Genomic DNA, 21005 nt, shown 5'->3' with positions numbered 1-21005 from the left:
TCATTCCGGTCTGGCTAGGGGATGGCACGCGCAGGCGGCGCGGCCGCCGGCGCGTGATCGCGTCATTCGTATTGGAGCGCCTCGTCCATGTTCCCGAAGAGGATCACGGTGTTCTCGTCGATCATCACCATCCGGCCGTAATGGGTGGCGGTGGAAATCTCGAAGATGTGCGGTGTCATCTCGCGGCCGAGCGCCTCGCTGATCTCGGCCATGTCGAAGACGATCTTACCCTCGCCGTCCACACGGATCATCGCCGGCAGGTAGGTGACCTTGATTCCGGGACGCTGTTCCATGATCTCGGCGATGCAGCGTGCCTCGACGCTGTCGTTCATCGTCATCCCGCATTGATGCGAGATGGTGCGTTCCTGGGTGATGTCCTTGAGCGGCGTGAAGAGCCGCTGCTCGGTGGTAACGGCCATGTTGTGGGTTCCTTTCGTGGCGCGATTATTCGACGGGCTCGGCGACCTGCAGCTCCGGCATCGGAATTTGCGTCGAGAAGACGCCGATCTCCGACACGATCGCCTGCAGGCGGTTGATCGCCGACGCATAAGATTCGGCGAACTGCGCCGATTTCACCTGCGGCTGTGACCAGATGGGTTGCAGATCGAGCGCCGCCTGGGTCGCGATCGGTGAATATTTGTCGAACCAGTCTTGCAGCAGGCGCCGATTGTCCTCACCATGCGCGGGATCGCGCACGAGGGTCGCAAACAGCTCAACCGTATTGGCTAGGTTGCGCTCGTAATCCGCTTCCGCCGCCGAGATGACGGCGGGCGACGAATAGTCGTTCTGTGTCGCCGCGACCTGCATGACGAAACCAGAGCGGAACAACTCGCCTACCAGTGGCTCGAATAGCACGTTGACGATGAAATACTGCTCCAGGAAATCCTCGGCGCCGCGTGCAGATTCCACGAGTTCGCGAGCCTTCTGCCAGATCGGGTTCTCCAGCCAATTGCGCTTGCCGGCGTCGACGTCGAAGCCTTCGATGTCGAGCGCGATCTCGCCGAGATAGAGCGTTAGATCCTGCGCCAGCCGCAGCTTGTAGGACGAGTTGGTCAGGATCGCGTTGTTGACCATTTGGGTATAGCCGTAGCGCTGCGCGCGCATCAGCGCGGTGCCCAGGCCATATTCGGCATGCTTGAAGGCACCCAGATGATCTTGCAGTATTTTCACCCACGCCTTGTCGAAGCGCCTCGGTGCGCCGGCGCGCCGCGCGTTGTCGGTTACGTTCTTGATCATGCCGCAGATGGTCGACTGGCGTTGATAGTGCGTCCGTTCCCATTCCTGGTCGGGCGCGCGATAGAGGTGCCAGTCGCTGCTCTTCAGCGCGGTCCACTCCTTCGAGTATGTCGGCGTGCCGTCCCCGAAGGACATGATCCAATTCTGGAGGAGGTAGCGTTCGGGGTCCGGCTGGACGTCAACGGTGACGTCCTCGTAATGCGTCGCCCGACGCCCCTTCGGCTCGAAATAATTATAGGCTCGGCTATCCGATCCCGGAAAGGTCTTGGCGCGCGCCGCTGCGGACCTCTGCTCCTGCTCCATCACTCGTCCAGACATCGTCTTCTCCCTCTCTCTCTTGGGCATTCGGCCTCATGCTTGGGTGGCGGGCGTGAACTTGTCGAAATATATCCTGGCCGGGTCGATATCGGCCATTTGCAGGGTCGGCAGTGCGGCATCGATCATCGGCGGTGGACCGCAGCTATAGGCGTCCGCCTGCTCGGTATTCTCCATGTCGAGCAGGTGGCGGCGCAGCACGTCGTGGATGAATCCGGTTTCGCCGTTCCACTCCGAATCCGCTTCGACATGTGACAAGACGGGAATGAACCTGAAGTCGGGCATCCGCGCTTCAAGGTCGGCGAAGACGTCGAGCGCGAACAGATCCTGCGTTGTCCGGGCGCCGTAGAAGAAGCGAACCGGGCGCGTCTCGCCGCTTGCCGCCTGGTCGAGCAGGATCGACATCAACGGTGCCATGCCCGATCCGCTGCCGACCAGGATCATCGGCCCGTCGCGCTGCTCGCGACGGAAGCAAGAGCCATAAGGCCCCTTCACCGTGATCGGATCACCGATCTTCGCCTCGCCGATCGCGGTCGAGAAGGCACCGCCGGGATAACGCTTGATGATGAACTCCAGGCGATCGGGCTCACTCGGCGGATTGCCCATCGAATAGGAGCGCGTGATCTCCGCGCCATGGAGCGTCAGGTCCGCAAACTGTCCGGCCCAGAACTTCATCGGTTCGTCTAGGTTGATCGCGATGCGAACGATGTCGTGCGTCAGCGGCTCGACGCTCGCCAGCTTTCCGTTGAACGCCTTGACTGCGATCGAGCGCGACAGCAGGTCCTCGTCATAGTTGAGCAGCTCGACCTCGACGTCGCTGTAGACGAGCGTCCGGCACAGCAGGACCTGACCGCTTTCCTTCTCCCGGTCGGAGAGCGCGAAGGTCGAATATTTGAGCATCTCCACATCCCCTTCGTTGAGGATGCATTTGCACGCGGAGCACTGCCCTTCCTTGCAGCCGTGCGGCAGGGCGACGCCCTGGCGGAAGGCTGCGTCGAGGACGGTCTCACCTTCCTCCACTTCTATCTCGACCCCTACCGGCTCGAGGCGCACCTTGTGCACCGCCGGCCTGCGCTGAGGCATTTCCTGTCCCATGATCATTCTCCGTGAGGCAGTCGCAGCGGATGCCGGGGGAGGCGGCGACACCACCTCCCCGGCAGCCGGTGGGGGGTCAGATCCGGCGGATCTTGAAACCCTTGCGATAGTCCTCGACATGTTTGGCCCGCGCCTCGGGCTTCAGTTCGCGCAGCGCGAGCAGCGGGCTGCGGATGGGGTGGCCTCGGACATGGTCAAGCGTCCACATGTCCTTCTCCTCGAACGACATATGCGGCTGAGCGATCAGCGTCTTGCCGTCAGGACGCACGAAGCCCATGTCAACGATGGCGTCGGCGAGATCCCAGCCGTCATAGACCTCTTCCCACTGGCGGCGGCCCGAGAAGCGGCCCATCGCCGGGGTCGGACGGCCCTGATATTCGGCGGCGAACGCTTCCTTGTGGGTCCAACGGTCGACCTCGCTGGCATAGGTGAACAGCTCGCCGTCCACCTCGTCGACGCAGAAGTCCTCGCGGACGACGCATGGCACCAGGCTCGACCAGCAGCGATGCGGAAAAACGTAGCCGGTGTCGGCGAAGGTGATGATCTCGCTGCCGGGTTTGGAGAGTTTCTCGTAATTCTCCCACCAGGCGCCGAACTCGTCGTACCAGCCCGGATACTTGGCCTCGAACCATTCGAAGTCGCGCTCGGTCTGCGCCTCGATCCGCCAGAAATTCGCCCACCAGCCGGCCGAGATGGACTGCGCGACCTTGTGGACATAGCCCTTCTTGACGATCGAATCGAACGCCTCATGGACGTCGTCGTGGTGGATCTTGATGCCGTATTTTTCGAGCGGCAGCATGTAAGTGCGATAATAGTCCTCGAAGATCCAGCGGTGCCACAGCTCCGCGTAGCTCTCCTTATTCTTGTCGCGATTCTTGGTGCCATATTCGATGATCGTACCGATCATCGCGTCAACGAACATGTGGTTCTGCCAGAAGGAATAACGAATATCGCGTTCCAACAGCAGATGATTATCTGGCTCCTTCAATACCGACATCAGCATCGAATGGCCGTTGCCGATATGGCGGCTTTCGTCGCTCTGGACCGAGAGGAACACGGTCGGCAACGCGTAGTCGCCGTTGCGTGCGGCCTCCGACGGCATCGCCACAAACAGCGTGTTGGTGAACGCCGTCTCGGCGGCGACTTGGAGATAGATATTCGATGCGGTGATCGCATCACCGGTCAGGAAGGCCTCGCCAAACTGCCGCCCGATCGTCGTCGCAGCGCATTTGCCGAACGCCTTCTCAGTGATGTCGAACCCGGCCGGATCGATGTAATTCTCCATGTACCATTTCTTGAGGTTCATCTGGATGGTCGAGTGCCGGAACTCGTCCACCATCTGCATCGTGAAGCCGGTGCGCAGATGATCGCCGGGGGCGAGTTGCCCGAGCGGCGCCATTGCTCGGGCGGCCGAGATCTCGGGGAAGGGGATGATCGCCAGAAACAGCTTCATCCATTCAATCCAGCGCGGCTCGACGTTGCGGAACATGTCGCCGCGCAACGCTGCGTCGAGCGCGCCATAGACGCGATTGTCCTTTTCTTCCTGCATGGGGAAATAGGAACGCAGCACCTGCTTCATTGGGTCGCGCGGCGGCTTGCTGATCTTGTAGTCGGTCGGGATCGCCATCGCGTCCTGCACATAGGACGGGGTCCAGCCCAGATCCGCGATGAGGCGCGTCGCCTCCCCGATACTGATGCCCTTCTGGCTTGTGATCTTGTTGAGTGTGAGTGCCTCAGTCATCGCTCATCTCCTTTCCCTGGCGCGGCGGGGCTTTTTGCGGTTTGGCTGTGACGACATGGCCCGCTCATCAGGCACGGCCACCGCTTGAGTCCGCTCAGCAACATACGTGCCAAGGGGAGAAGTGCTGGATTTCTTGGAATAGGCGGAGCGGGGCGCGTCATCGATGCGACACGGCGCGCAACACGATTGTCCCTTCGGTGACGCAGATCTGTTCCGTCGACGCGCGATGCGGGTCCGCCGATCGTCTTCGGCTCTGCACAGAAACGACCTGTTTCCGTCACCCAAGCGCCTCACCTTCCTGCTTGGCATCAAGCATGGCATTTGCCATCGCTTCACCTCCTCCCATCAGCTCATGCCAGCCTGTATCCCAAGCGAACCGCGCGATGAGGAGGTGGAGGCTTCATGCCGGTTACGGTGGTTTTGGGAAATTGGCGAAGCATGAGGTGAACTAAAATCGATCTCGAGATGGGAATCTCGCCAGTCGGGAGCCGCGGCGCGAACATCTCAATTGAAATTGCAATTTGCTTTCCTTGAGCGATTGCCATCGCGCGATCCGAAATCCAGAACCTGGCTCGCCTTACTGAGTAACGACAGGCTGCATGGAGGTGTTTTGGATGCTTGAGGCGCAAGGATATATCGCAATTTCGGTCATCTATTTGGTCGTCGCCTGGGTACATTGGCGGTTTTCAAACAAAGCGCACGTTGCGACCGGCCAATCGACGGCGAACGAATCGAATGAGCAAGGCGGCAAAGAATGAACAAGGAGACCCTGATCATCTGCGCGAGTTACGCTGCCATCGCACTGATCTACTTCGCGATGGCGATTGCTCATGCGGTGGGCATTTAGAAGGAAGCCGGCGAGTGAGAGTGCACTCGCAGGCTTGATTGCTAGCTCTCAAGGCTGGATTTTGTCAGTATTGGTTGGCAATGGCGAGCACCGAACACTGCTCATATAACCGAGTTTCTCAAAGTCGATGGACGAGTTAACGTCGCGATTCAATCTTGGCATCTCGATTGCCTTCGATGTGGATTGCATGGCATAAGCCAAAGACAATGTCCGATCCTTCATTCCAGAGGCTTGAGTGTCTTGGAGTGCTGGAGGGGAGAACATGACATGTCCCTCCCGATTGGCAAAGGAAGCGCGCGCTGTCTTGATCTGTAAGGCAATCTCGGAAATCTCATTTTGCCTGTTCTTTAGCTCTGCTGCGACTTCCCTTTGTTGCCTTACAAACGAGGCGACGACATCCGCTAGCGATTCCGAGCGCGCAGGCTTGAGGGACTGATTGATCCAGTGCATCTCGGCAACTTCAGCTCGCAACTGGAGCGAGAATACGGTCATCGTAATCGTACTCCCAACCAGAGCGACGCCAGCTATTCCAAACGCTAGACGCAACCGCCATCGCGTCGTGAATATGCGTGCAATGGCGTTTGCAGCGGCGCCGATCCGTCCATGTGGGTGGAGTTCTCCCCGAGGCTTCGGATCGCCCTGAGACTTTCCCGTCAGTTCGCGCAAGGCCTGCGGCATTTCGGGGCGCAGTCCCGCTGCTCGCAGTTCCTCTCGAATGACGGCGTCCGGATAATCAAGAACATCCGTATGATCTTCCGGCGGGTTCGCGTCGAGGCGAGCCAAGATCGTTTCGATAAGCGATTTATCCATGTTTACTCCTCCAATTCAGCGATCTTGGTGCCAGACGCCGGCTTACGCTTGAGGCACAAGTCGTTCCCTCCAAGCTCCAGAACGATGCGGCGCAAATTCTTCTTGAGCGCGTCCACTTTTTGAGGAGGAACACTCATGGCCTCGGCTATTTCACGCGAGGTTCTGAGTCCTGCGAGCATGTGCATCGCTACTTGGTTGGCCCCTGGGTCCTGTTGTTCGATGAGCCGCGAAAGATTCGCGATCGACAGCGCGTCGTCTTGAGTGGGACGCGCGGGGAAGCGGATCACCGCTTCATCATCGAAATCGAACAGCCTTGCGCCTGGTGACCTCATCTGATCGCTGCGAATGCTTCGCATGATGCCGACGAGATAGACGAAGAGTTCGTATTTTTTTAAATCAACCGTCCTGGTTGTGAAGCTCCGCGTGATAGCTTCTTGCGCAAGTTGTTCGGCTTCGTGCCGCCTGTTCGCTCGACCGGCACTCATCCGATAGGCGACAGCGAGGACTCTTGGATAGAGGTCGTCCCAATCGATGTCGTCCACCCAGTCCGGTCGTTTTTGCATTCTTCACCGCCTTGCTCGAGGCATTCTAAATGGCCGCCGTCCCCATCGCCTTGGCGAACAGCTGAAGTCTCATTCGGGTAGGCGAGCCTGCGGCACGTTTTCATCGCCACCAGACCAAATAAATTCGACAACATAAAAATCTTTGCAAAAACAGCGGCGTGTTCTTTTGGCAAGAGGCTTCCGGCGCGACGTGGCGGCGATCCGCGAGTTCGGCTTCAAGGTGTTCAGCTATGAGCTCTTCACGAAGGGCACCGTCAAGGAGACGCTCTCGACGATCAATCAGCCGGTCATCGGCGGCTTGCCGTTCACCCGGGCGACATCGTCAGCGCGGATGACAACGGCGTGATGGTGATGCCGAAGGCAACGAGCGCCGCGGCCGCGAAAATCGCAGCCGCATGTGACGAGAAGGAAGCCGGGAGCCATGAAGGCACTCCTGGACGGAGGCGACATTCGAGCTTTCCGGGATGAAACGGGTGCTTTCCGCCAAGAATTGCACCTGGGACTGAGGCTGGCGCGGCTCTTCGCGCCGTCGGCACCGACAAGCGAGAATTGGCGGTGAAAGGCGGTCACACGGTTTCCTCCGGCGGCAAGAGCATCGCGCATATCCTGCATCACCTCATCGGCTTCGTTTCGCAAAAATCGCCGGCCACGTCATCCTGTTGAATGGCGAGCGTGCTGTCGAAAGCGAGCGAGACGGAAAGCCGTCCCCTCTCTCCTACCGAGAGGCGGGAGGAACTGTCTGGACCAGATCATCCAGCAGACCAGGTTGACTGCGGAAGACCAAACTTGATGCATGGGATCGGAGGCCTCGAAGGGCGCTTCAATGAGTTGCGGTCTTGGAAAATGCAGGCCGCTACGGGCGCAGCCGGAAGATCCACCGAGCGCCAGGGCCTGGTAACCTGGCCAGTTGCCAAAGGGTGAATGGCGCTTCGGGTCTTCTCATCAGCCCCTAGGTAGCGCCGGGAAGGGGCTCAGAAGCCATCATCACTCTTCCTGGGCCGGAAAACCACCAGGGAACTGAGGGCATCGGCTCTTCCCTGAAAAAGACTTGTTTAGGGATCATTGATGATCCGGAAGATACGTAGACATATCAATTGACGGCGGTTCCTGTGATCTGTATACGTATCATTTAACTCTTGAATGAATTGAGAACGTATCATGTCGCGCGCACCGGATCCACTCCTCAAGGACCTTGGCCTGCGCTTTCGAAAAGCGCGCTTGGCCGCTCGCTTGTCGCAGCAGCAAATCGCCGAGCGGGCCAACATCAGCAGGCCTCGCTATCGGGACATCGAAACGGGCGCTGCCGCCGCCCGTGCAACCACGCTTGTCAACGTCGCCCGAGCGCTTGGCATGGAGATGATGCTGATCCCGCAGGCGATGGTGCCCGCTGTTCAGTCGATGCTCCAGCCCGCGGATAGCGATGATGATCGCCCTGCGTTCACGTCGGATGTCGAAGACGAGGAAGGATCGTGAGCGCGACACCCCACGCCGCCGAGCGTATCCAGTCGCTCGATATCTCGTTGAACAATCTGGCGGTCGGCACGCTCGTCCGGACGCCGGGCGACTACAACGCGTTCAACCTCGTGCCTTCTTACCGGAGCTTGAACAACCCGCCGATCTTCAGCCTGTCGCTTCGATCAGTCGATGGCGGCCTTCGCAAGGACCCCCAACCGATACGCGGCGCACTTCCACCATTCTTTGCAAACCTGCTGCCCGAAGAGAAGCTGCGCGAGGCCATGGAAAAGCATCACGCCGCGTCAGTCAGGCCGGGCAACGATTTCGATCTGCTCGCAGCTCTGGGAACCAATCTGCCCGGCGCGGTGCGCGCGCTGCCAAGTGACGGCATCCCCGTTCCCATTGGTTCGGAAGCGGAGGGCAACAAGAAGGCGCGCTTTTCGCTCGCCGGCGTGCAGATGAAACTGTCGGTCATGAAAAACACGGGAGAGGAAGGCGGGATCACGCTCGCCGTGGACGATGAACAAGGGCAATACACCGCGAAATTTCCCTCCCTCACGCACATCGGCCTATCGGAGAACGAATTCGCGATCCTGGCCCTTGCGGAAGCGCTGGGAATGGACGTGCCCGCCCGCGAACTCGTCGACAGATCAGAGTTTGCCGGCATCCCGGAAGAATTCAACACCATGTCCACGGGCAAGGTTCTGCTGGTCCGCCGCTTCGACCGCGAGGCTAGCGGCGCACGCGTGCACATGGAGGATTTCGCGCAAGTGTTTGGCCGATATCCTTCCGAGAAATACACCGGCGCAGCCTATCACAACATCGCGGCAGCGCTGAACAGCGGCGTCTCCTTCGATGCAGCCATCGAATTTGTGCGACGCCTCGCCTTCACGGCGCTCACAGGCAACGGTGACATGCACCTCAAGAATTGGTCGCTGCTGTATCCCGGAGATGGCCGGATACCAACGCTGTCGCCTGTCTATGACGTGCTTTCAACGATTCCCTACATCCCAAAGGACGGCATGGCACTTAGCCTTGCCGGCGAAAAATCGTTCAAGGCGCTGACCCAGGAGCGCTGGCGCAGTTTCGCAAACCGCAGCCGTCTTCCGGCAGGGGCCGTGGTGACAGCAGTAGCTGAGACCGCGGCGGTCGCACGCGACAAGTGGTCGGTTCTTCCGGAACGCGACGTTGTGCCTGCGCAGGTGCTCGAGCGGATCGATGCGCATGTCGATGAAATGGCAGCCATCCTCGACCTCTAGGGTTGGCAGGTCTTGAAGCGCACATCACCCGATCCTGCCATCGCATAAGGGATGCTGCTGAATGCGCTCGCTCACAGATTTTCCCCGCCGGGTTTCCGGGCATCATGTCCAATCAAGAGGGACGGCTCGTTCTCGAAGACGATCTTCTTTCTACGGCTGAATACGCCGACATTCGCCAGCGCATCAGCTCTTGCCCGATCTCGTCATCGAGGTCGGCCCCCGATGCGGTTGCGACAAATCCTCCTCGCAAGGAAAGCGAGACATGCCGCATCGATCGCACAGGGAGCCGCGCATCCGATTGACGGCGATAAGAACACCGCGATCCGTCCGGGGTGGAGACCGGCACTCTCGGCGTGCCCGGCAGCGAAAAGCGCGGCCGGTCCAGTTCGGAACGGTCGTATGCAAAAGCCGCCCGAGCATCGCGGCGAGGTAGCCGAACAGCATTTCCTCGAAGGTCTCCCGCGAATACGCCCAGCCACAGCGGGATCAACGCGCCGGCAGAGATCAAGCCCAGCAGGAAGAATGCAGAAGCTGTAGGGGGGCCGCGGGACCTTGATAGTTGCGAAGACGCGGGACCGACATACGGACTTCTCCTCCTTGGAGGGGGTCTTGACGGCTTTCATTTCTCGAACAGCGTCGCAAACGTCTGCTTGGACCTTGCCGACCTGCGGCACCGCCTTGGTCTGCTCGATGTTGGTCGGCGTGCGGACCACGATCATCGCCACCAAGCCCACGGCGTAATGCAGCAGGCACTTCCCGCCTAGACGCCGGCCTGATCGAATTTCACGCTCATGTCTTCGCCATTCTTACCGACGAAGGGAGCCGCGCCGTCAGGCAGCATGCCCTTGATGCTCGTGGTATTGTGTCCCTTGTCGGCGCCAACGAAATTGACGGTGTCGCCGGGTTCGATTTTCACCTGCGCCGGCTACACCATTACGCCGCCGTCTGACTCTTTGTTCAGCATCTTGACCTCGATTTGCGGCCGCAGCAGCGAAGTTCGCACCGTCAGCATCGCTGCGGCATCCAGAAGCAGCGCCATGTGCGTTGTGATCTCCTGTCGCCTCGCGTTGACGGACTTCGACGATATCCAGGATGTTTGACCGCGGAGCACGAGTGGAGGAGCTAACCAACGTGAGTCCTTGCCGGGATAAATCGCGCCGCGCCCTTGAAACCTTGTCCGGCCTTCTTAATTTTTCGGCGTCGCCGCCGCGGCGATCGGGATAACCTCGGGGTCCCGCGAATGAGTCGGGCGCTGGACGATGTCCGGAGCCTGCTCGTACCCATCTTGCTCCAAGGAGGATTTGGCTATGAGGTATGATTGGACTCCCCTCGGGAGGTCCGCCATCGGCTTCGACCGTCTTTTCGACGTTCTCGACGAGGTCCAGCGGGCCGCCGAAGAGAGCTATCCCCCTTACAACATCGAACGTCTCGACGAGAACCGTTTCCAGATCTCGGTGGCCCTTGCCGGATTCACGCCGGACGAGGTCGCGCTGACGGTCGAGCAGAACGTCCTGACCCTCGAGGGCCGCAAGAGCGAGAAGGAAGAGAAGACCTACCTGCATCGCGGCATCTCGGCACGCAATGTCAAGCGCCAGTTCACGCTCGCCGAGCATGTCGAGGTCAAGGGCGCCCGCTTCGAGAACGGTCTGCTCGTCATCGACCTGCAGCGGGAGATCCCCGAGGCGATGAAGCCGCGCCGCATCGCGATCAGCGACGTCGCCGCGAGCAATTTCACACACATCGAATCCCGGGTCGCCTGATCGGTCCCGAAAATCTGAAAAATCTCAAATTGCCGCCGCGCGGACCCGCGCGGCGGATGCTGTAACTCGTCCTGGATCAGGAGGTGACCATGCGGCCGAGGGTCGCTCCCGACGGCAACATTGTCGATTTCTACTCTTTGCTTCATCCCGGCGTCGCGTTCGAGCACCCGCGGGATGCAGTCTCACACCCGGGCCTCAGCATTTCCGAGAAGCGCGCCATCCTGGCCTCATGGGCACCGGCTGCGACCGCGATCGCGTGGTGCGCGCCGCTCAGGGCTTCCGCAGGGCTCAAGGCGCCGGTGACCACCGACGAGATCCTGGAAGCGCTCTGCAGCTGTACGGCGGCCCGCGGCAATTGCATGCCGGCGTCGCCATCACTGGCCCGCGTTCGGCCGTCTTGTTCTATGACCTCTCGAAGCTGACGACCGATTCTCGCTGGCAAGACGCCTGCGGTGACATCTATCGGCATCGCGCAGGATCATTATCGACCCACGTCGCCGGCGCCCTGTTCAGACATTCCCGCCCGCCGAAGCCAGGCGAATCTTGCGGCGGCTCGGACTTCCACGACACCTCCAAGGGTGCAAGCTGGCTCGATATGATTGAGATCGGGATTGAGCGTCTTGTGCGGAAAATGCCTATCGCTGGATCAATGATCTAGCCGATCGCGCCGCGAGATCACCCCTTGGGAACGGCAGCGGGATGCCGGCACGCTCCCGCATCAAATGGACGTTCGCTACAGAACAAGGCCCGCGCCGAAATGGGCGAAGAGAACGCGACGCTTCCAAAGAGTCATGGTCACTGTGCAGAGGCACTCGTGCGGTCGGAGGCGGGTAGCGGCGCCCTAGCTTCTTATGTCCGAAAACAAACGCACGGCTTGTCCGAAGCTCGCCAAGCTATCGCGAACGCGACATTGCGCGCGACAAGCCAGAGGCAATGAAGGCCGGTTTGGCGCTGGCCTCAATCCTGCAGTCGCGAAGGCTGCGTGTGTAAGACGGTGTAACAGCATCAGCACGCAACGATCTTGGATTGCGATGAGACCCTCTGCCCGTCGCAGGCGGTGAGCTTCGACGCATTTCCATGTCCCTGTGTCGCTGATGCATGCGCTGTGGCGACACGCCTGAAGCAGATGTCGCACTCGGTCCACCGAAGGACGGGCGCAAATTTCTGAGTGTCATCAGCCTTCGTTCGATGATGACGCGCATTGTGAGGTCGTGATGCGATTTGGAGTTCTCACCTGGGGTGCCGCAACAGCTGCGCTCGTTGCAAGCGGAGCGGTCAATTCAACAGATCTTAGGCCGGCAGCAAAGGCCCCGCCCAAACTGTGGAGCTGGACCGGAGGATATATCGGCGGACACGTCGGCGGGGGCTACGGCCGGACGTCGTTCAGCGATCCCTATGGCCCGTCAATTTACGGGGACGTCGTTGACACGCCTGCATTCCTGGCCGGCGGACAGCTCGGCTACAACTGGCAGAGGGACCGCTGGGTGTTCGGCCTCGAACTGGAGGCAAGCCGTGCTGTCTCGGACGGCACAAACACCTGTCTTGCCTTCTCCAGCGTTGTTGTGATCGCAACCTGCAACGCAGGTCCAAGCGTCCTTGCCACGGGAACCGGTCGTGTGGGTTACGCTTTTGGCCCGCAGGGCCACACGCTGGCCTACGTCAAAGGAGGCGCCGCTTGGCAAAGCAATCGCGGCGCCATCGCCAATCACAACGAATTCCGGGACGGGACCTTTGCCGGCTTTCCGCGGCATAAGCTCGGCGCATTTGTCGGATGGACCTACCACGCCCAGAAGTCTGATTCGACAGGTTGCGTGCAGGCCTCGTCGTCCTCGCTGACCTGGCCATGCAACGGGTCGTTCCTGCGGCAGCGGCTGCTCGTCGACAGTCAAGACACCAATTGGAATGCGCCGCGCATCGGCCTTGGCGCCGCTTTGGTGCTTGAACGCTGGCGCGTGAGCGCCGAAATTGCTTACCTGCCATGGACCGAGTTCAGTGGTCGTGACAACCATCTCCTCCCCTCAGAGACAACGTTCTACGATCAGCGCGGAGACGGTGGCGAGGCCTTCAGGTGGAAGGGGCGATATCGTACTTCCTCACCAAATATGTCAGCATCGGAGTTGGTGGCAGATATTGGTCAATGTGGACCAAAAAGGACAGCGATGTGACCTTCAACGCCAACCGGCAGGGTGCTCAAATTCAGACGCCTGCTCTTGCGAAATACCGCATGGAACGGTGGGGCACGTTCTTCCAGGCCTCCTATAAATTTGACTGAAGACGCGTGCCGATGCGCGACCCGCTTGGGTATATGACCTCCGACCGCAAGAGCCTTGCGCTTGCGATGGCCGATGCGGCCTTGAGCGGCCGCAATAGGGAAGCTGTCCACGCCGAGATTGCGGCCGTCGAACGGAGGCTGGGTCTCAAATGAGCGCAGAAGAGCTCACAGTCGAGCACGAGCGTAGGTCGCGGATCCTGATTCCTGCTACGGGTCCGATTTCTCTCCTCGCAATGATCGGAAGCGATGCGCTGGACTGGCTATTCGTACCGAATGCCGATGTGTGGATTCCAGACATGGTCAAGACGGAGGCAACTCGCCCCCCCAATCCAGGTGACGATCAGCGGCTTGAACACCGCGCAACAATTACTGACTGGTTCAAGCGCAATGAGAACCGTATCCACATTGTCGAGACACACGAAGGTATTGAATACGCGAAGGCGATGGAGGCATGGACGCTCGCCGGCTCAAAACCCGAGTTGAAGCCGTCCTGGAAGGGGCGTGGAGAGAAGAGTGTCCTTCAGGTGCTTGACGTCGTCGAAAGTGTGCTTGCGGACGGCGAGGCCGCTGTCGTGCTTGTCGACGACAATAAGGCGCGGATAGCCATACAGTTGGAAAACGAATTCGACATTGATTTGATGGGGACCGAGAGCTTCGTTACGTGGATGCACGAAAAATTCAATGTGACCAATGCGGAGAATGACGTGGGCGGCGATCAAGATCGCCGCGGGCGGCAACGCTCCCGTGGCAGCTGAAAATGGTCATATTAACATGAGAAAATAACAGGGCCCGTTGATAGCACGAGCTTGTGCCGGGCGGCGGCCGTTAAGCTCGGTAACTTTGAAGTTCCTCGCTGCGCATAGTGGGCGGCCGAGCGCCGAAGGGCGCTCGCAGCGAGGTCGCTAAGCACTTTGCTTTTGCCTGGATAAGCCAACAATTGAAGTGGCTCTGCACTGCTCATCTTCTTTTGTTTCTGCATTTGCCGCATAGAAACCTTGTAGGCGCGCTTCATTCCAGACGTTCGACAGCTCGCCTGACCGCGTCGGAAAGCGGGAAATGCTGCGTCGATCGCCGGCCGGCCGGCCGGTCATCCGATCGACGACATTAAGACGACCACGTTCCGTCCAGCGAGCCAGGTGGAGCAGGGCACGAGCAGCGTGCCCTGCAGCGGAAGCCGCCCGGTCCGTTCGGAGCCGCCGTAAGCAGAAAACCCGCCGAGGATCGTCGCGACGTAGCCGAGCAGCATTTCGTCGACATGCCAGTAGCGTGGTGCAAAGCTCGTGGGGAACAAGGTCTCCCGCGAATACGCCCAGCCACAGTGGGATCACCGCGCCGGAATAGATCAAGCCCAGCAGGAAGAACGCGGAATGTATAGCACGACGGCGTGCGTCCCTCATAGTTGCGAAGGCGCGCGACCGACATACGGGACGTCTCCTACCTGGAGAGGATCTTGGCGGCCTCCACTCTCTCGAACAGCGTCGCAAAAATCTGCTTGGCCTTGCCGACCTGCGGCACCGCTTTGGCCTGCTCGATGTTGGTCGGCGTCCCGACCACGATCATCGCCACCATGCCCATGGCGTAATGTGGCAGGCACTTCACACCATAGACGCCGGCCTGATCGAATTTCACACTGATGTCTTCGCCATTCTTGCCGACGAAGGGAACCGCGCCGTCCGGGAGCATGCCCTTGATGCTCGCGGCATTGTGTCCTTTGTCGGCGGCAACGAATTTGACCGTGTCGCCGGGATCGATTTTGACCAGCGCCGGCTCGAACACCATGATGCCGCCGTCTGAACCTTTGTTCAGCATCTTGACCTCGATTTCGGCGGCAGCAGCGAAGCTCGTCACGGTCAGCATCGCTGCGGCAGCCAGAAGCAGCGCCTTGTGCATCATGATCTCCTGTCGTCTCGCGTTCACGGCCCACTCATTAGCGCTGGATCGACGGTCGAGATTTGAGCTGACGCAAATTTTCCAACGAATCTCCTGTCTTATGACCAGCATGGAGCTGCCGCTGTAGAGAAAACGCCGGCAATCAATCGGTTCGGCGAAATTCCGTTCTTCACCGGGCTTGCACCTGGAGAGCTCAACGAGATCTTGAGCGAGGCGCACTATGTCCGATATGAGAAGGACGCCGCTGTCTTAAAGCAGGGGCCGATCCGAAGTCGTTCTTCGTGCGATTGCATTTGCGCGTTGAAGACAAACAGCCTCGGGGCCGCCACATCGTGCTGCGCTACGTTCTCGCCGGCGAGATCTTGGGGAGCCGCACGGGCGCGCCTGGCGTCATGGCCTTTTTGTGTGACGCAAGCAGAACGACGATGACCGCCTTTGACGGAGCACGGCGGCGCATGGTCCTTGACCTGCGTCAATGCCCCGGCGGCAAGCCTTGCTAGTGTTGCACTCTTTAGAGCAGCTCCGCCAAGAGGCTGGATGCACGACCGTCGCATGCGCCCCGGGCGGGCGAGGATAGCCTGCGAGATGAAGGCAATGGACGAGCGAACAGTGTGGGAAGCGATTTCGACGGCCCCGTACGAGCGAGCGCTCGAGCTCGCCGTGATCGAAGGCAATCGCGTGCATGCGCTGATCTTCGCCTGTCGTCGCACTCCGAGCGGCTGGATCAAGGATACGACCCGTGAGCGGGTCGTCATTGATCCGACGCACTGGCGTCCGTGGTCCGCAAAAGACTAGTGTCTTCCAGCCCCCTCTTGTCGAAAGGACGGCCAGTCGTGCTATGAGGCGATCACGTCCATTCTCGCAAAGACGCGTTCGTTGCCGCATCGGGTCACTGAATGACAGCACAAGGCCGATTTTGGCTTCGCTACGGCGCGGCGGCCGCCGCCTCCGCTTTCATCTTCTTTCTGCGCCTTGCCTTGCATCATTATTTCGAGGATCGGACCTTCACCGTAATCTATATTCCGGTCGTCGTCCTTGCGGCATTTGCCGGCGGCCGTGGGCCGGCCATCTTTGCCACGCTCCTCTGTCTCGGCAGCAGCACATATTTCCTCGGAGCGAGCCTCTACAGCAATCCGGCGAACCTGATCGATGTCTCCCTGTTCGCGGCCATGGGTCCCATCCTCGGGATGATCGGAGACCGGCTGCGGCGAGAGTCCGAAGATGCCCGATATCGGCAGGCGCAGCTTCAGTCGATCCTGGATACCGTCCCGGAAGCCATGGTTGTGATCGATGACCGGGGCATCATGCGATCATTCAGTGTCACGGCCGAGCGCCTCTTCGGCTGGTCGGCCGGGGAGGCGATCGGAAAGAATGTCTCGATCCTGATGCCGACACCCTACCGGCAGGGGCACGATAGCTATCTCGATCGCTACCACGCCACGGGCGAGCGTCGCATCATCGGGGTCGGGCGGATCGTGGTCGGCGAGCGCAAGGATGGTTCGACATTTCCCATGGAACTCGCAGTCGGCGAGGCCAAGGCCGGCGCCGAGCGCTACTTTACCGGTTTCGTCCGCGATCTGACCGAACGCCGAACCCAGGAACGCCGGATGCAGGAGCTGCAGTCGGAGCTGGTGCATGTGTCGCGGTTGACCGCCATGGGTGAGATGGCGTCCTCGCTCGCGCACGAGCTCAATCAGCCATTGTCCGCGATCACAAGCTATCTGCGCGGCGCCGCGACCCTGCTGAAGGCGGGCGAGTTTGACAAGGAGCGCGTGCGCGACGCCATGGAGCGCAGCGCAGACCAGGTGTTGCGCGCCGGCGAGATCATCAAGCGCCTGCGGGAGTTCGTCGCCAAAGGCGAGACCGAGCACACTATCGAGAATCCGGCAACGCTGCTCGAAGAGGCGGCAGCGCTCGCCCTGGTCGGCGCCCGGGAACAAGGCGTGCGCGTGTCGCTGCGCTGCGACCACGATCTTCCCGATGTCGTCGTCGACAAGGTCCAGATCCAGCAGGTCGCGCTCAACCTCATCAGGAACGGCATCGAGGCGATGGAAACGACCAGCCGGCGCGAGCTGACTATCGGCGTCACACGCCAAAACAGGTTCGCCTTCTTCTCCGTCACCGATACTGGCACGGGCATCGCCCCGGAGATTGCCGAGAAGCTGTTTCAACCCTTCGTCACCAGCAAGGCAAACGGCATGGGTGTAGGTCTTTCAATCTGCCGAACCATCGTCGAAGCACATGGCGGACGCGTCGCGGCGCGTCCCAACGACGGCGGTGGCACCGTATTTGACTTTACGCTGCCCTTCGCCGAAACGGAGGCGGCTGATGAACGATAAGCCGCTTATTCACGTCATTGACGACGACGCTGCGATGCGGGATTCGCTGGCGTTCCTGCTCGACGTCAATGGATACAAGTCGCAGGTCTACGAGACGGCCGATGCGTTTCTGGCCGGCGGCGGGGCCGAGCTTTTAAGCTGCGTCATCTCTGATATTCGCATGCCGGGCATCAGCGGCATCGAGCTGGTCAGGAAGTTGAAACGCGAAGGAGCAGCCAGTGCGGTGATCCTGATCACCGGCCACGGCGACGTTGCGCTTGCCGTTGAGGCGATGAAGGCGGGTGCTGCGGATTTCATTGAAAAGCCGTTCGATGATGCGGCGCTCTTGGACGCGGTCCGCGCCGCGCTCGATACCCATCCATCCGCTCTGGGCGAAAATTCACGGCGAAAGCAGGCCGGGGCGCGGCTCGCAGACCTATCGCCCCGCGAGCGCGACGTGCTGCAGGGGCTCGTGGCCGGCAAGATCAACAAGGTCATCGCGCATGAGCTCAGCATCAGTCCGCGCACGGTCGAGGTCTACCGTGCCAATCTCATGGCGAAGACGGGCGCGCGCAGTATGTCCGAACTGATGCGTCTCGCGCTCGCTGCGGGTCTGTGAGGCCTGGCGTCGCCCGGCATCGCGTAGCCGATGCCCGCCGGCCCGACCAGTGCCAGTGCTTGCGAGCGCCCGGATCATATCCTCACGCACGAACAGAGTTTTTACGGGCATTATGTAAATTGACTCTACTTGTTCCCACGCCGAAACTCGTCACAACAAGGAAATGGGCGCTGGCGATGAAGGACTATCAGGCTCAGGTCGAAAAGCTTCGCAGAGATGCCGCTGAATGCGCCCTGATCCGAGACCTTGCAACCGACAAGGCCAAGCGCGATCTGTTTGGTCGGCTAGCTAGCCATCTGACAGGTCTTGCGGAACAAGTTGAGATGGCGATGCGCGCACGGAAGAACGGAACGGAAAAGTAAGGCCGCCTCACTTGGCGGCCTCTGCCGTCGAGACAGCTAGATTGTTCTATCAAATGCAGCACGCGATGCAAATCTCCTCAGCATCGACCCTTATGGCGTGATGCGACATGATCTCGTCGACAGTCGTGCCCATCATGTCATCGTCGTGCGGCAGGATGCCGCTTGACTGGAAACGAAGCCTTCAGTGCATCGGCTTCGAGACGCCCTTGCTCTTAGCCGGGTACCACATTCGTGGTGATGAAAGGTGCAAGAGATGCCGCCGTCATCTCCGGCGTGATCGTCCTGGCGCACCGCCTCATGTTTGCTGAACCGTCTCCTTGAGACATTCATACAAGCCCGGCTCTTCGCCGTCGCGGGTGTGATTGCGCGATCATCAGTTCATCGCGCGACTGCTCCTTGAGCTGGATAAGTGATAGCGACAGTTGATTGAGATCAACACACGCACCGCTCCCCCGGGTTAAGAATATCGTTATCGAAACCGCGAAGCGGGAATACCCGAAACATTGGAAGTGGTACACGCCGAGGCCAGCCTTGCCGCTATCACCTGAGAATGGACCTGACGTTCGAAGGCCTTGGTCTTATGGGCTTTATCTGCGCCAATCTGCTGGCGGCGGCGCACTTTCTCTTTGCCCGCCTTATGGCGTCTTCGGGCTGTCCGCCGATGGACGGCTGGGTGGTTCGGTCGAAGGTTTCCGAGAATTGAAGAGAAGCGGTGTCGCGCCTTCAGCGTTATGAGTTTCGTTGCTGTCATCCTGATCATCGGCTTTGCCGTTATTGCGGTTGGATGGACAATCGGGCGCGATGCCTGATTGATCTTGCTCAAGGACTTCGCTCCGGTTCTGAGCAACATGTCGGCAAACAGGAGAACACAATGCCCTTATTTGAGGTGCGCTTTATCAAGACAGTCTTCGACGACACTGGGCACGAGCATCGCGCGTGCCAGGCGGCGTTCGCCATCGAAGCTCCGTCCCTGACCGACGCAGTTCGACGAGCGGAAGCCGACTTCTGCCGGCAGAGGCACGTCCATGACTGGATGATCTTCGCGGATGCCGTCGAATTCCGGGCGCCGACCGCGCTGGAGCGGGCCCGGGCCTCCTAGCAAGGTCGATGTATCTTGAACCCCGTCGTGCGCCGCTATGCGGGCCACAATGTGCCGCGCTATACGTCTTATCCGACTGCCGCCGATTTCTCGCCTGACATTGGCGCGAAAGATCACGAGACCTGGCTGGCCGGCCTCAACCCGCGTCAGACCGTCTCGGTCTATCTTCACGTGCCTTATTGCCGGAAGATATGCCTGTACTGCGGCTGCAATACCAGGATGGCGGTAAGATTGGATGTGATCGAGGCCTATCGCCGCGCGCTGGAAGCCGAGATCGGTCTTATCGCGAGCCTGGTGGAGGCGAGGCCCAAAATTGCCCGGCTGCACTGGGGCGGCGGAACGCCAAGCATTCTCGGACCTGACGGCCTGCGATCCGTCGTCGCCGCGCTCCGCCGCCAATTTCCGTTTGCGAACGCCCTCGAGCACGCGATCGAGCTCGATCCACGTCATGTGACTGTCGCGCTCGTGGAGGCCCTGGCAGAACTCGGCGTCACGCGTGCGAGTCTGGGCGTGCAGGACGTCAATCCTTTAGTTCAGGCCGCGATCGGCCGCCTCCAGCCGCTGTCTGTCATCGAGACGGCCGTCGAGCGATTGCGGTCGGCCGGAATCAGAAATCTGAACGTCGATCTGATGTATGGGCTGCCGCTGCAGACAACCGCCTCGATTCGCAAGACTTGCGCGTTGGTCGCGGCAATGGGGCCGGACCGCATCGCCTGCTTCGGCTATGCGCACCTGCCGTGGCTCAAGGCCAACCAGCGGCGCATCGATGAAGCCAGGCTGCCGTCGCAGGATCAGCGCATCGAGCAGGCCGAGGTCATGTCTGAGGAGCTGATTGGCGCCGGCTATCTGAGCATCGGCATCGATCATTTTGCCCAGCCCGGCGATGCGCTCGCAAGGGCTGCGGCAGGCGGGAAGCTGCATCGCAATTTCCAGGGCTATACCGAGGATGCCAGCGGCGTTCTTCTCGGGCTCGGCGCCTCCGCGATATCGACCTTCGCGGACGGCTTCGTGCAGAACCTCGCGGATGTTCCGAGATATGTCGGTGCCATCGCTGCCGGCTCACTCGCCTCGGCGAAGGGATGCCGACGCGATGAAAGCGACCGGCAGCGCGCGCAAATCATCGAGCGGCTGATGTGCGATTTCACCGTCGATCTGGACGCCGTCGCGCCAAATGCCGAGTTTCGCAATGAAATGGCGAGGCTGACACCGATGCAATCGGAGGGGCTGGTCGAGATCGCGGGCGCGAAATTGACGGTGACGCAAGCCGGCCGGGCCGTCGTTCGCGTCATCGCCGCAACTTTCGATACCTATCGATGCGCGCAGGCCGCACAGTTCAGCAAGGCAATTTGATCTGCATCAACGAC

23 protein-coding genes are annotated in these 21005 nt (G+C 60.3%); 13 read left to right on the top strand and 10 right to left on the bottom strand.

Annotation, left to right across the window (positions count from 1 at the left end):
* Window positions 1–62: 62 nt before the first annotated feature.
* From YUA_RS0137005 to YUA_RS0136990, 4 genes are all read right to left on the bottom strand, one after another.
* Window positions 63–419 (bottom strand): MmoB/DmpM family protein, encoded by a 357-nt coding sequence (locus YUA_RS0137005; protein WP_027535167.1) that lies wholly within the window; start codon window positions 417–419, stop codon window positions 63–65.
* 25 nt (window positions 420–444) lie between these two features.
* On the bottom strand, window positions 445–1554 hold the full coding sequence (locus YUA_RS46275; RefSeq protein WP_051383599.1) for an aromatic/alkene monooxygenase hydroxylase subunit beta: 1110 nt from the start codon (window positions 1552–1554) through the stop codon (window positions 445–447).
* A 33-nt stretch (window positions 1555–1587) separates the two neighbouring features.
* Window positions 1588–2646, bottom strand: a complete 1059-nt coding sequence (locus YUA_RS0136995; RefSeq protein ID WP_027535166.1) for an NADH:ubiquinone reductase (Na(+)-transporting) subunit F — start codon at window positions 2644–2646, stop codon at window positions 1588–1590.
* 76 nt (window positions 2647–2722) lie between these two features.
* Entirely contained in the window at window positions 2723–4387 is a 1665-nt protein-coding gene (locus tag YUA_RS0136990; RefSeq protein ID WP_027535165.1) for a methane monooxygenase, read from the bottom strand.
* A gap of 614 nt (window positions 4388–5001) precedes the next feature.
* Between YUA_RS0136990 and YUA_RS50630 the strand changes: the two genes are divergently transcribed.
* Window positions 5002–5145, top strand: coding sequence for a hypothetical protein (locus YUA_RS50630; protein WP_156947542.1), 144 nt, complete (start codon window positions 5002–5004; stop codon window positions 5143–5145).
* 137 nt (window positions 5146–5282) lie between these two features.
* On the opposite strand, the gene YUA_RS0136975 is transcribed toward YUA_RS50630, so the two are convergent.
* Complete coding sequence (locus tag YUA_RS0136975; protein WP_027535164.1) at window positions 5283–6044, bottom strand: hypothetical protein; 762 nt, start codon at window positions 6042–6044, stop codon at window positions 5283–5285.
* A gap of 2 nt (window positions 6045–6046) precedes the next feature.
* The gene (locus tag YUA_RS0136970; RefSeq protein WP_027535163.1) at window positions 6047–6607 is read right to left on the bottom strand and encodes an RNA polymerase sigma factor; all 561 of its coding nucleotides are present in this window, start codon (window positions 6605–6607) and stop codon (window positions 6047–6049) included.
* 166 nt (window positions 6608–6773) lie between these two features.
* Between YUA_RS0136970 and YUA_RS0136965 the strand changes: the two genes are divergently transcribed.
* From YUA_RS0136965 to YUA_RS0136955, 3 genes are all read left to right on the top strand, one after another.
* A complete protein-coding gene (locus YUA_RS0136965) occupies window positions 6774–6953 on the top strand; it encodes a hypothetical protein (RefSeq protein WP_027535162.1) in 180 nt (59 codons plus the stop codon).
* Between the two features lie 812 nt (window positions 6954–7765).
* Window positions 7766–8080, top strand: a complete 315-nt coding sequence (locus YUA_RS0136960; RefSeq protein WP_027535161.1) for a helix-turn-helix domain-containing protein — start codon at window positions 7766–7768, stop codon at window positions 8078–8080.
* Window positions 8077–9321: a type II toxin-antitoxin system HipA family toxin gene (locus tag YUA_RS0136955; RefSeq protein ID WP_371259939.1), complete on the top strand. Its 1245-nt coding sequence runs from the start codon at window positions 8077–8079 to the stop codon at window positions 9319–9321. Before YUA_RS0136960 ends, YUA_RS0136955 begins: the two co-directional genes overlap by 4 nt.
* A gap of 760 nt (window positions 9322–10081) precedes the next feature.
* On the opposite strand, the gene YUA_RS50625 is transcribed toward YUA_RS0136955, so the two are convergent.
* On the bottom strand, window positions 10082–10237 hold the full coding sequence (locus YUA_RS50625; protein ID WP_156947538.1) for a plastocyanin/azurin family copper-binding protein: 156 nt from the start codon (window positions 10235–10237) through the stop codon (window positions 10082–10084).
* Between the two features lie 391 nt (window positions 10238–10628).
* Here YUA_RS50625 and YUA_RS0136935 point away from each other — a divergent pair, with 391 nt between their 5' ends.
* The 3 genes from YUA_RS0136935 (at window position 10629) to YUA_RS0136910 (ending at window position 14108) form a co-directional block, all read left to right on the top strand.
* Complete coding sequence (locus tag YUA_RS0136935; RefSeq protein ID WP_027535159.1) at window positions 10629–11081, top strand: Hsp20 family protein; 453 nt, start codon at window positions 10629–10631, stop codon at window positions 11079–11081.
* Between the two features lie 1214 nt (window positions 11082–12295).
* Complete coding sequence (locus YUA_RS47315) at window positions 12296–13246, top strand: outer membrane protein (protein ID WP_027535157.1); 951 nt, start codon at window positions 12296–12298, stop codon at window positions 13244–13246.
* 256 nt (window positions 13247–13502) lie between these two features.
* Window positions 13503–14108 carry a hypothetical protein gene (locus YUA_RS0136910; protein ID WP_027535156.1) on the top strand — a complete coding sequence of 202 codons (606 nt, stop codon included), beginning with the start codon at window positions 13503–13505 and terminating at the stop codon, window positions 14106–14108.
* Between the two features lie 332 nt (window positions 14109–14440).
* Here YUA_RS0136910 and YUA_RS50615 read toward each other — a convergent pair whose 3' ends face one another.
* Together YUA_RS50615 and YUA_RS0136900 are read right to left on the bottom strand one after the other, a co-directional pair.
* The gene (locus tag YUA_RS50615) at window positions 14441–14644 is read right to left on the bottom strand and encodes an NnrS family protein (protein ID WP_156947536.1); all 204 of its coding nucleotides are present in this window, start codon (window positions 14642–14644) and stop codon (window positions 14441–14443) included.
* 143 nt (window positions 14645–14787) lie between these two features.
* Entirely contained in the window at window positions 14788–15270 is a 483-nt protein-coding gene (locus YUA_RS0136900) for a pseudoazurin (RefSeq protein WP_371259938.1), read from the bottom strand.
* 510 nt (window positions 15271–15780) lie between these two features.
* Here YUA_RS0136900 and YUA_RS0136890 point away from each other — a divergent pair.
* From YUA_RS0136890 to YUA_RS0136875, 4 genes are all read left to right on the top strand, one after another.
* Window positions 15781–16038 (top strand): hypothetical protein, encoded by a 258-nt coding sequence (locus tag YUA_RS0136890; protein WP_245285357.1) that lies wholly within the window; start codon window positions 15781–15783, stop codon window positions 16036–16038.
* Between the two features lie 101 nt (window positions 16039–16139).
* On the top strand, window positions 16140–17582 hold the full coding sequence (locus tag YUA_RS0136885; RefSeq protein ID WP_027535152.1) for a PAS domain S-box protein: 1443 nt from the start codon (window positions 16140–16142) through the stop codon (window positions 17580–17582).
* Complete coding sequence (gene fixJ, locus YUA_RS0136880) at window positions 17572–18180, top strand: response regulator FixJ (RefSeq protein ID WP_027535151.1); 609 nt, start codon at window positions 17572–17574, stop codon at window positions 18178–18180. Before YUA_RS0136885 ends, fixJ begins: the two co-directional genes overlap by 11 nt.
* Before the next feature lie 176 nt (window positions 18181–18356).
* Window positions 18357–18542: a hypothetical protein gene (locus tag YUA_RS0136875; protein WP_027535150.1), complete on the top strand. Its 186-nt coding sequence runs from the start codon at window positions 18357–18359 to the stop codon at window positions 18540–18542.
* Window positions 18543–19011: 469 nt separating this feature from the next.
* Here the strand turns inward: YUA_RS0136875 and YUA_RS50610 are convergent, their stop codons facing one another.
* Window positions 19012–19365, bottom strand: a complete 354-nt coding sequence (locus tag YUA_RS50610; RefSeq protein ID WP_156947534.1) for a hypothetical protein — start codon at window positions 19363–19365, stop codon at window positions 19012–19014.
* 48 nt (window positions 19366–19413) lie between these two features.
* On the opposite strand from YUA_RS50610, the gene YUA_RS0136860 reads away from it, so the two are divergent.
* On the top strand, window positions 19414–19641 hold the full coding sequence (locus tag YUA_RS0136860; protein WP_027535149.1) for a hypothetical protein: 228 nt from the start codon (window positions 19414–19416) through the stop codon (window positions 19639–19641).
* Between the two features lie 12 nt (window positions 19642–19653).
* A complete protein-coding gene (gene hemN, locus YUA_RS0136855; protein ID WP_027535148.1) occupies window positions 19654–20991 on the top strand; it encodes an oxygen-independent coproporphyrinogen III oxidase in 1338 nt (445 codons plus the stop codon).
* The last annotated feature ends 14 nt before the right edge of the window (window positions 20992–21005 follow it).

The organism is Bradyrhizobium sp. WSM3983 (genome assembly GCF_000473045.1).
Lineage (GTDB): Bacteria > Pseudomonadota > Alphaproteobacteria > Rhizobiales > Xanthobacteraceae > Bradyrhizobium.
Note: the sequence above shows the minus strand (reverse complement) of the source record. Positions and strands in the feature narration are given on the sequence as shown.